Raw genomic sequence first — 10,913 nt, 5'->3', positions numbered from 1 at the left:
TGAGACACTCTAACTGATCGTGAATGCAGTCGCCACTAACTACCCACACCCTAAACTTTTGCAAAAGCTAGCTAACGGCTCTCTCGACCAAAGTCATAATCTGACTCGCGCTATCCGGCTATGGGCATTGTTACGTTGGCTCTATAGTGACGAAGCATACACTACTCTAGAAAACAGTTTTACTTATACTGATTGGCGACAAGCTTTCTTTACTAAGACTCACAAGGATGAAAAGCAAGCAGACATCCTTAACCATCAAAACTCCAACTGCGCTTGTATCAAAACAACCAAACAATGGTTATTAAGATGGGAAGTACCCATAGACGAATGGCAGAATTCACTCCAAAAGCAAATACCCATATCAAATTCTGAGCTAGATAAGCTTTTGGAAGAACCGTTATTTGCTCAAGTTCGCAAATCACTTCAAAGTGACTTAGATTTATTAGTCAGTCGAAACTGCTTGCAACGAGTAAATAAGTTCAGTGGTAGAAGTAAATATTATTGTCGAGTAGACAAACTACCTAACTTCAGTAATTCAGAAGATACTTACAGCAAATTAACACTTAAAAAACAAGCATATTTAGCTGGAGCTTTGGGTATATTTAGTTTTCTTGACCCCGCATATCCTTTGTTAGCCGAAGAATTTTCAGAAGAAATCTATGAAGATAATCATCGCGTTTTTTTATATGTTGATTATGTCGTACCAGAATCAAGCGATATTCAAGATGCAGTTGATGAAATTCAAAGCCAATTGCAGGATATCTGGAATACTGGGCAATTTAAACCTCTAATACTGACATATCACAGCGCTCATCAAAATCAAATTAAAGAGTGTGTTGTTTATCCAGTTTGTATTTACTTCATGGAACGCGCTAAATATCTATGTGCTTATGGCACTACTCCAAAAGGTGATATTAACTGGTATAAATATCGTTTAGATCGGATTATTTCTAAACATTTAGAAATTTTAGAATGGCAAGATACTCGTGTTCCTCAATTATTGAGAGAGAAACATCAAGATAATGAGCTACCAACTCCTAAAACTGTCAATGCTCAGTTAAAAGAAGCATGGGGGTGCGACTTTTATAAAGAAAAAGCATTAATGGTATTGCGGTTTGAGCAAGATTTTCATCAACGCTATATTGAGGGAATTAGCATTCATGATACATTTACTCAAATTAGCTATGATCAAACAGTCAAATTAGCTGAACAATATACACTTAAGCTTGAACGTAGAAAGGCTATTTTAAATATTCTCCAATTTCGTCCTAGCACTGATGCTTACTATAAAGTAGATTACCGAGTAACAGACTACTATGTTGTTAGATGGTTACGGGCATTAGGGTCAAAAGTAGAAGTTTTATTACCTTGGGGATTAAGAGAAGAGATGTCCTTAGAAATCCAAAATACTTGGAATTTATATAAAACACGATTCTAAAGTTAGCAGAAACCAAATAGCGATCGCTTACCTATCTTCGCAACATGAAAGCTAAATTATCGAATGGCACTAAGTTAAGACACAGCCCTTACCCTAACTGGTTCCCAGCCTGGAGGCTGGGAACCCATTCTGGGAGGCTCTGCCTCCTGTTTCTTGACCAGAGGCAGAGCCTCTGAGAATACATTCCCAGCCTGGAGGCTGGGAACGAGACTACACGAGCTTTCGAGCTTTTCTTAGTGCCATTCGCTAAATTATCATTGAGTTTGTTTAGAGGTTGTTTGAAAAGTAGTTAGGTGTGATTTTAGGCACTTATTGATCCCCCCTAACCCCCCTTAAAAAGGCAGGGCTGATTCATTCCCTAAAAGACCTTAATTTACAAGCGTATCAGTCAAAAAAATCAGGTTTTTAAACACTCTAATTGGGTCAAAAACCAGGCGATCGCACTTAAATTTACCGATTGAAACAGTAATTTTTCGATTACCAACTCACTAAATTTTCTGGTTGATACTCTTGACAAAATTCTGATCTGAACGAATGAAACAGCCCTGCTTAAAAAGGGGGGAACCGAAATCAAAGTCCCCCAATTTATCGGGGAGCCACTGCGGTCTTGGGGAGCCAGTTCGGTCTTCTCCCAGGGGGAGAGGCTAAAAGTTTTAGCGAGTCCGCGTACCCTTACAGGGAAGCAAGCTACGCTTTTAGCGTCTCGTAGAGAGCGTCTGGGGTTTCCCCCTCCGGGTTCGGCAGTCCCTCTTTGTTGGGGCAACAAGACCGGGCTGCCTCACCAAGTGGAGGATCTGGCGTGTCTCCCCAAGTACAGGAGCCAGCCGCGTGGGCGGGTTTCCCGACTTGAGCGGACTGGCATCAAGTGGCATGGATTTAGGGGGATCTCCAAGGGTTAGGCGTATAAAAAAACTTTTCAAACAACCTCTAAAAACAGTTGTAAAATAGCGGTCTGGGAGCGGTCTGGGTTAATAAAGAGGACAAGGGGAAAACCCCACAGATAAGTGCGCCCAGAAAGATATTTTGGCGGTTAAGTATTTTTGCAATGGTTTTGTGTTGAAATCGGCGTAGGGAGAAAGTGGTAAGAGTTGGGAAATATTCATCAATCGTAGTTGATAAAATAGATGGGAGCATCCCAAATGTGCAAAAACCTTGATAGCTTTCATCCCCTAACCCCTGATCCCAAAGATGGGATCAAGGGAACTAGAATTATGTCTCCCCTCTCCCAAAGATGGGAGAGGGGCTGGGGTGAGGGAAAAGATGTAAGCAAAATTAGGATGCTCCCAAATAGATTCGGATAAATGTCTATCAGTTGTAAGTTTGACGATTTATATCAGATTTTCACTGATTACTGACTACTGTTTATTACTTAGTGATTCTGCGAGGAGTTATGCTGCTAACTGAACATCGCGCTGATCGAGTAGTTCTCTACAATATCAGTTGGCAACAATTTGAAAATTTATTGATAGATTTAGGTGAAACCCGTGCGGCTAAGGTGGCTTATGATAATGGCACATTAGAGATTATGACACCATTACCAGAACATGAATATTACAAAGAAATAATTGGTGACATCATCAAAGATACGGCTGAAGTTTTAGAAATAGATTATGAGTGTTATGGCTCAAGTACTTGGAAACGAGAGCTAAAAAAGGCAGGTATAGAACCCGACAATTGTTTTTATTTCCAAAATGAAGCACTAATTCGAGGTAAGCTCAAGTTCGATTTAAATCAAGATCCCCCTCCTGATCTGGCTTTAGAGATTGATGTTACTAGTAAATCTTTAGATCGCTTTCCTATTTATGCGCGGTTAGGTGTGCCTGAAATCTGGTGTTATGACTCTGGGGAAATTAAAATTTACCAGTTACAAGGTGAAAGATATCTCCAAAGAGAAATAAGTGTAGTGTTTCCTAATCTGAACATTCAAGAGATTCCATCACTAATTGAAAGATACCGCATGGCAGGAAGACGGGTTTTCCGACAAGCAATCAGGGAATGGGTAAGGGCACAGATGAGTTAGGTAGGATACTGGGATCGCTATTTGAGTTTTTTGTGAACCTGTCACTTAATAATTTTAATAAAATCAACCATGTGATATCATGTCCGCTTGATTACTTATTAAACTCGAAGAACCCCACCCCGCCAAAGCTATGCTTTGTCTCCCCTCCCGAAGAGCGGGGAGGGGATTAAGGGGAGCCATTGGGGTCTCCCCAAGTGGAGCATCTGGCGTGTGGAGTGCAATGACTGTGGGAATCATAACTAATTATTCGGACATGATATTAGAGCTTATGGATTTTCCAATCAATCTAACTCCTAACTCCTAAAGTGGCGTAATCCAATAAGTAATGCCTCGAATAGCTTGTTTCTTAAAACCAAACAGAGGCAAATTCTCTTCAGTTAAACCCACATAAGTCCAATGTGGAACATCGTTTTCCACGGTTTGAAACCAACCATTTTGATTAAGAGATTTTCTCTGTTCTTGATTAGATACGCGTAAATCAATTGCTAATCCCCAGAGATGTTGTGAAGTTCCAGGAGGTGCAACTAAACCGAGAATTTTTGTTTCTTTACCCTCTTGAACTTTTGCTAAAACTTGATTGTTAGCATATTTATTCCAAAATCTTAAATTAGTATTGAAAGTGCGAGTACAATCACCATAACCATAACCAGATTTTAGCGGAATTTCTTGTTTAATTTGCGCTTTGTTTAAAGCATCAGCCGCCGACTTTTGTAGATAACAGTCGTTAGTTTTATCAACATGACCCATTGTTAAAGTCCTTTGAAAGTCTTGGGTTTCTTGTTCATTAGCCAAGATATCTTTTTGCGGCAGTTTAATCCCAACATCTGGATTTACGAATACTGCGCCATAGGTTCGCAGCAAAGTATATTCATAAGTAGCAGGCTGGGGAATTGTGGGTAATTTTATAGCGATCGCAGATAAAAAACGCTGTTGATTATTTAATTTTTGGTCGGGGAAAAATGGTTTTGATATTATCTCTTGAGAGGAAGTTTTACAAGGTAGTGAATCAGGAGCCAAGCATACATTTAAGGGTTGGGCAGTTCTACCCAATTGGTTATGGCTAATCTCATTACTGGCTACTAAGACAAAAATCATCAAGAGAAACAAACTGATGAAAGTTGCCTTTTTGATAATTCTATTAATATTAGTTTTTTTGTGGATAGTGAGTCTCATTGTTAAATAATTGCTTAGTTGATTCAAGAATAAAATTAATCGGCTTCTGGTAAATATCTTTTATTGATGAGATAAATTAATTTGTGTTGATGTCTAACTAGATGAACAATAGCTGTAATCAATAAACTGGAACCTGGTTACAATTCTTAAAGAAGATGATATTTGTACTTAATACTCAAGTTTAAAAAGAGAAACTTGTCTCTAATTGAGTACTAGTAATCTTGATAACTTGTTTATCAGAAAGATACATCCATGAAACCACTGGAACAGTTAAAATTGAAAATAACTCTCAGCTTGCCGATCCTGTAGGTATGACCATGCACAATTCCGTTGAATTCCAAGACGCTTTTGATGTCATAGTCGTCGGTGCAGGTCACTCCGGTTGCGAAGCAGCTCTCGCCTCTGCCCGCCTCGGTTGTCGTACCCTGCTATTGACGCTCAATTTGGATAGAATCGCTTGGCAACCTTGTAATCCAGCAGTGGGTGGCCCGGCTAAATCTCAATTGACTCATGAGGTAGATGCACTCGGCGGAGAAATTGGTAAAGTAGCAGACCGAACCTACCTACAAAAACGTATCCTCAACTCTTCACGGGGACCTGCTGTTTGGGCATTACGCGCCCAAAGTGACAAGCGCGAATATGCAGCAGTGATGAAAAATATTGTTGAGAACCAAGAAAACTTGACAATCCGCGAAAGTATGGTGACAGATTTGGTGCTGGGTGCTAACGGTGAAGTCATCGGCGTTGAAACTTATTTTGGTGTGGGGTTCCAATGTAAAGCAGTCATCTTGACAACTGGCACTTTCTTGGGAGGCAAAATTTGGGTTGGTAACAAATCAATGCCAGCCGGACGTGCTGGAGAATTTGCGGCTGAGGGGTTGACACAAACCTTAAATCGTCTGGGATTTGAAGTCGGAAGACTTAAAACTGGAACTCCAGCACGGGTAGACAGGCGATCGGTGGATTATAGTAAAATGCTAATCCAGCCAGGGGATGAAGATGTGCGCTGGTTCAGTTTTGACCCCGATGTGTGGGTAGAACGGGAACAAATGCCTTGCTACATCACCCGCACAACTGCCGAAACCCATCGCCTAATTCAAGATAATTTGCACCTTTCGCCAGTTTATGGCGGTTGGGTGGAAGCTAAAGGACCGCGTTATTGTCCCAGTATTGAAGATAAGATTGTGCGCTTCGCTGATAAAGAAAGCCATCAAATCTTTATTGAACCGGAAGGAAGGGATATACCCGAACTTTATATCCAAGGGTTTTCTACAGGGTTGCCAGAAAATTTGCAACTGCGGATGTTGCAGACTCTCCCCGGTTTGGAAAAATGTGTGATGCTGCGTCCGGCTTATGCTGTGGAATATGACTATTTACCTGCAACTCAGTGTTACCCCACACTGATGACCAAAAAGATTGCCGGATTGTTTTGTGCTGGACAGATTAATGGCACAACAGGTTATGAAGAAGCTGCTGCTCAAGGGCTGGTGGCGGGAATTAACGCAGCTCGATTTGTTCATTCTCAAGAGATGATTGTGTTTGCCCGCGAGCAAAGTTACATTGGGACGCTAGTTGATGACCTGTGTACAAAGGATTTACGGGAACCTTACCGGATGCTCACCAGTAGATCAGAGTACCGATTACTATTGCGTTCTGACAATGCCGACCAACGCCTGACACCTTTGGGACGGGAAATTGGTTTAATTGACGATCGCCGTTGGGATATTTTTACCCAAAAGCAAACCAACATTACCACAGAAAAACAAAGATTGCAAGTTACACGAGTCAAAGAACATGATGAAATTGGAATAGCGATCGCATCTAATACCCAACAAACAATTAAAGGTTCAATTACCCTTAACGATTTGCTGCGCCGTCCCGGATTCCATTACGTTGATCTCGACAGGTTTGCACTGGGAAACCCCAATCTCAACCGCGCCGAGAAAGAAGGCGCAGAAATTGACATCAAGTATTCTGGCTATCTCGCTAGGCAACAAAATCAGATTGACCAAATTGCCCGCCAAGGGCATCGCCAGTTACCTGGGGATTTGGACTACACAACAATTGAGACTCTTTCTAAAGAGGCACGGGAAAAGCTGACTCACGTAAAACCACTCACTCTTGGTCAAGCTGCACGTATAGGTGGTGTAAACCCAGCAGATATTAATGCTTTATTATTATATCTAGAATTGCGTAGAACCAAGAACCAGTCAGAGTTTCCAGCATTAGCCTCATACAAACTTGATAAATACTGAGTATAGTAGTAGGGAGGGAGATTGGTATGATAGATGACATAACTCTTAGTACTGCCATCATCAACAATCCCCAGATGAAAGTTGAGTTTAATACTAACGCTCAATCAACTCGTCTTAATCGGATGGGGGATTGGATGTTTAATTAATAATCGTAATTTCCAGGCAGTAGGGGCGGCGTTTCCCCGTCCTAGCAACAAAGATAGAACGTCTATGTTACAAGAAGCCAGCACCCGTCTCATAGTACCAGAACCATCAGAAGACTTAATCGCCAACGAGCCTTGGTCGATAGAAAACTATGCTGATGGCCTAATGGATGAACTCTTTGCCGATATCGACTACATTCTCGATGTTAGTGGTAATCTGCCTTCTCAAACTGTTAGGCAAAGTAGTCAGAACAATTCGAGCCACTCTGTTGCTGGGGTTTCACCCAAATATCAACGCCAGTCGCCTTCAGAATACGTGCCTCAGATTATTTTCTCAGACACGCTGAATCAGCGAGTACAGTCAGCTGCTGACAATAACCATAAGCAATTGAGTACCGTTGTATTTAATGCCGCTACCCTTAAACCAGTTATTAGAAAGCGTCAGAAAAATAGTCCGGCTTTGGGCAAACTGCTGATTGTGGGAACAACTTTAGGCGTGGCGATCGCTGGTATTATCTACTTGGTACAGTTTGGAGTTGTATATCTTTTAAATATCAAATTGCCCGAATCAGCGCTTCTACTGCCCAAGCCGCACTCACAGTTGCCCGTAAAAACAGAAATTGAGGCAGAGTTAGTTGACTATATGCTCCAAGCACTGGCAGTTATAGATCAGCAAGCGGCAACACCCAATCAAAAATCTTTCACTCCAGGATTCTCCACTCAGGGAAATACTAACCAAATAGCCCTTGGTAACGGGCAAATAGCTGGTAATCTACCAGGACTTCCACTTCTAGCTAACAATATACCACCAGCCCCTAACCCTTCTGGAAGCGTTGTTGAGCGGATCTACGTTCCCGTTTATCAAGCGCCGTCGCCAATGCGGTACGCCCTGCCTGCCATTCCTGGGACTCCCACACTTTTACCACAAGTTGCGAGTGTGTTACAGGGATCTCAACCTAATGTTGTGAAAACTGCCCTGAAGACAGTGAGACAAGCTGCCAAGCCTGTAAGCGTTAACATGTTCGCTGCGGCTGTACGATCTGAACTCAAGCCTGTGGCAGGGAAAAATGCACCTATTACCGTGCGCCAAACACCCAAGCCTCTGCCTGCATTACCAGTAGTTCCATTACGTGATGCACTTGCCCCAGAGTCAGAACCAACTATTACCCAGGAACAAGTATATCCGCCAACTGCGATCGCCGATGCTCCGAGTAATACCTTAGAGGGATTGCTAGAGTTGGGCAGCAAGTCTGCCGCTTTGTTTAAAATTGATGGCGTGACTCGCCGCATCAATATGGGTGAAAGTATCGGTTCAAGCGGTTGGACTTTAGTAGAAGTCACCAATGGCGAAGCAGTCATTCGGCGCAACGGTGAAGTGCGATCGATTTACGCTGGGCAGAAATTGTAAAAGTTCTTCTGTCAGCAACTCTTCCACGCACAAGAATATTCCAATGATCAACTCTAAATTGCACATTGTGTCACATGACTTAAGGGACTGACAAATAAAAAATATCCCAAAACCGACACAAAACCCTCTCTATTTATCCTCTCTCTGTGTTCTCTGCGCGGCAATCGCTCATGGGGGAAACCACACCAGATGCTCCACTTGGTGAGGCAGCCCGGTCTTGTTGCCCCAACAAAGAGGGACTGCCGAACCCGGAGGGGGAGACCCCAGACGCTCTCTACGAGACGCTAAAAGCGTAGCTTGCTTCCCTGTAAGGGTACGCGGACTCGCTATCGCTTTTAGCCTCTCCCAATGTGAGAAGACCGCGCGCTGCCTTGTCTCTGTGGTAGCCTGCGGCAAGCCGCTTTGCGTCAACGTTTATTTGGATAATTTATTTCTAGGAAATCCCTAATCTTTAAATTGACACCAATGAGCATTGCTGTGATCCTACGGAAAATCAAGCTCAAAGTTTATTTTTTAATCGCCGACAATTGCCATATTTTCCAGGAATAGCTAGAAATCCAATTCGTAATAATATGAGCAACAATCGGTACTAATAAATTGCCAGTAAGCAGGGCGCTATACGCCAATATCATCCCAACAATCGTTGCCCAAATCACATAAGGCCATTGTTGGGAACCACTAAGATGCAAGATGCCAAAGCAAAGACTAGATACAATTACGGCTGTATAATCAGCGCCTAAAGCTGGCAGCATCACACCCCTAAATAATAATTCTTCACTCAACCCTGGTAGTAACCCCAGCCAAATTAAGTCTGGTAAAGCTAAAGGCTTCAGTACCACTTCTAGGTAATAATCTGCACTTTGACGATATGCAGTCCAAAGGCGATAAGTTAAGCCACTTAACGCGGTGATGACGAACCCCAACCCTACACCTAGCAGCAAATCTTTTTGGTTCAAGTCCCAAGAAAATAGGGAAAAGTTGCCAAAGTATAACGAAAGTTTGGCGACTATCAATAAAATGATTGCAGTCACTCCCATCGCCCCAAGTATTTGGATGCGCGTCAAGTATGGAATTTCTGGCTCTTGTTTTTGTTGTTCAACCACGGGTTTTATGGGGAGTGGGGAGTGGGGAGTGGGGAATGGGGTAGAGGAGCAGAGGGAGAATAACTAATGACAAATGACAAATGACAAATGACAAATGACCAATGACTAATTGACTGCAAAGGTAGCGCGATGTGCGACTTATTCTTGAAACCCCACTTCCATTCCTCTCCCCGCTTCGGGGAGAGGCTTTAAGTCTTGCTCCCCAACGCTAGTAGGGAAGAAGGTGGGGGTTAGGTTTGAGAGAAAGTTGCACACCGCGTAAAGGTAATAATTTGGGACGGAGAGCGGAGGGATTGATGCCTGCTTTGTGTGCTACCAATACACCCACTGCTTCTAAATATGAGTTTACCTGTATAGATTTGATCCCCAAGGGTTGGGGAGGAACTTTTATCAGAGTTTTATTTTCTTCTACTGTAATTATTTGGCATTGTTTTTGGCTTAAACTCAGTAAGGCACTGCTACCACAAGCGGTTGCAGGTGCGATCGCAGCATCTACTTCATCTGCCCAAATATCTTCTTTCTCTGATGCAATCAGTCTTTTCTTTATTATAAATTGTGGGGCACTACTTAATCCGACAAGGACGCAGGGCAAAAAGGTATAGCCCAATTCTTCGGCGGCGGAACGGGGAGATAAATCAGGTTGTGGAGGTTCGCTCAAAAGGGCGGGAGAATGGGCACAAGGAATTTGAAAGGTTCGCACTAGCAAATGACTAATTACGGCTTCTGCACCCGCTAAAGGATCAACGCCTTCACCCTGGCGGTATTTTTGTACTGCTTCTGAGTCTATATCATCGGGGAAACGGGCAACAACTGCGATCGCTTCTGCCCCCGCTTTTTTAATTAATATTTCAGCTGCCCGTAACAAGCTATCTGGATTGCCAATTGTCCCCCAACTAGCTCCCGATGCTGTAGTGCGTAATTCTACATTTAATGGTGCATCTGTAATTACATAATCTGTTAGGGTCAATCCCAGAGTTGCTCTCGCTGCATCTGCGGCTTGTATATGTCGTAGCCGTAACTCTGGCTCAATGCCTTGGTCTAAAAGCAAACCTACTTTGTTGCTGCGGACTGGACGCAAACCCCAGCATCCAGAGGCGAATTTGTCAAGTCCGTAACCTTCAACATAAAAAGTGTTTGGAAGATTCCAGTACAAACTCGCCCCATTCAGGACATTGGGGTGAGTAATGAGGCGATCGCAAACCTGTGCTATAACTCTGGCAACAGGTAAAGCATCTCCTGCATAACCCCCAATGGCAGCCCCAACGCCAGTTGGTACAATTAAGATAGCGGTGTATGGACGATTCATCTTAAGTTAAGAGTGCTGAGTGATGAGTGATGAGTTTATGAATCACAAGCCATCAAATCCTAACTCT

General features: G+C 42.9%; 7 protein-coding genes. 4 read left to right on the top strand and 3 right to left on the bottom strand.

What is annotated here, in order from left to right; genetic code table 11:
- Positions 1-19 precede the first annotated feature (19 nt).
- Both V7K97_RS12615 and V7K97_RS12610 read left to right on the top strand, forming a co-directional pair.
- Positions 20-1,438, top strand: a complete 1,419-nt coding sequence (locus V7K97_RS12615) for a TIGR03985 family CRISPR-associated protein (RefSeq protein WP_334801325.1) — start codon at positions 20-22, stop codon at positions 1,436-1,438.
- Between the two features lie 1,390 nt (positions 1,439-2,828).
- On the top strand, positions 2,829-3,458 hold the full coding sequence (locus V7K97_RS12610) for a Uma2 family endonuclease (protein ID WP_334801323.1): 630 nt from the start codon (positions 2,829-2,831) through the stop codon (positions 3,456-3,458).
- 300 nt (positions 3,459-3,758) lie between these two features.
- On the opposite strand, the gene V7K97_RS12605 is transcribed toward V7K97_RS12610, so the two are convergent.
- Positions 3,759-4,631, bottom strand: coding sequence for a D-alanyl-D-alanine carboxypeptidase family protein (locus tag V7K97_RS12605; protein ID WP_334801321.1), 873 nt, complete (start codon positions 4,629-4,631; stop codon positions 3,759-3,761).
- A 311-nt stretch (positions 4,632-4,942) separates the two neighbouring features.
- Between V7K97_RS12605 and mnmG the strand changes: the two genes are divergently transcribed.
- Positions 4,943-6,886 (top strand): tRNA uridine-5-carboxymethylaminomethyl(34) synthesis enzyme MnmG, encoded by a 1,944-nt coding sequence (gene mnmG / locus V7K97_RS12600; protein ID WP_334801456.1) that lies wholly within the window; start codon positions 4,943-4,945, stop codon positions 6,884-6,886.
- Positions 6,887-6,967: 81 nt separating this feature from the next.
- A complete protein-coding gene (locus V7K97_RS12595) occupies positions 6,968-8,437 on the top strand; it encodes a hypothetical protein (RefSeq protein WP_334801320.1) in 1,470 nt (489 codons plus the stop codon).
- Positions 8,438-8,943: 506 nt separating this feature from the next.
- Here V7K97_RS12595 and V7K97_RS12590 read toward each other — a convergent pair.
- Together V7K97_RS12590 and V7K97_RS12585 are read right to left on the bottom strand one after the other, a co-directional pair.
- Positions 8,944-9,540, bottom strand: coding sequence for a CPBP family intramembrane glutamic endopeptidase (locus V7K97_RS12590; RefSeq protein ID WP_334801319.1), 597 nt, complete (start codon positions 9,538-9,540; stop codon positions 8,944-8,946).
- Positions 9,541-9,748: 208 nt separating this feature from the next.
- On the bottom strand, positions 9,749-10,846 hold the full coding sequence (locus tag V7K97_RS12585; protein ID WP_334801318.1) for a DUF3326 domain-containing protein: 1,098 nt from the start codon (positions 10,844-10,846) through the stop codon (positions 9,749-9,751).
- Positions 10,847-10,913 lie beyond the last annotated feature (67 nt).

Origin of the sequence: Nostoc sp. (assembly GCF_036917815.1) — a bacterium.
In the GTDB taxonomy this organism is placed as follows: Bacteria; Cyanobacteriota; Cyanobacteriia; order Cyanobacteriales; family Nostocaceae; genus Nostoc.
The sequence above is the reverse complement of the archived record's forward strand: the minus strand, read 5'-3'. Positions and strand labels throughout refer to the sequence as shown.

Coding starts and splice junctions, on each gene's coding strand:
- V7K97_RS12610 (WP_334801323.1), top strand. CDS start 2,829: ATGCTGCTAACTGAACATCGCGCTGATCGAGTAGTTCTCTACAATATC.
- V7K97_RS12605 (WP_334801321.1), bottom strand. CDS start 4,631: ATGAGACTCACTATCCACAAAAAAACTAATATTAATAGAATTATCAAA.
- mnmG (WP_334801456.1), top strand. CDS start 4,943: ATGACCATGCACAATTCCGTTGAATTCCAAGACGCTTTTGATGTCATA.
- V7K97_RS12585 (WP_334801318.1), bottom strand. CDS start 10,846: ATGAATCGTCCATACACCGCTATCTTAATTGTACCAACTGGCGTTGGG.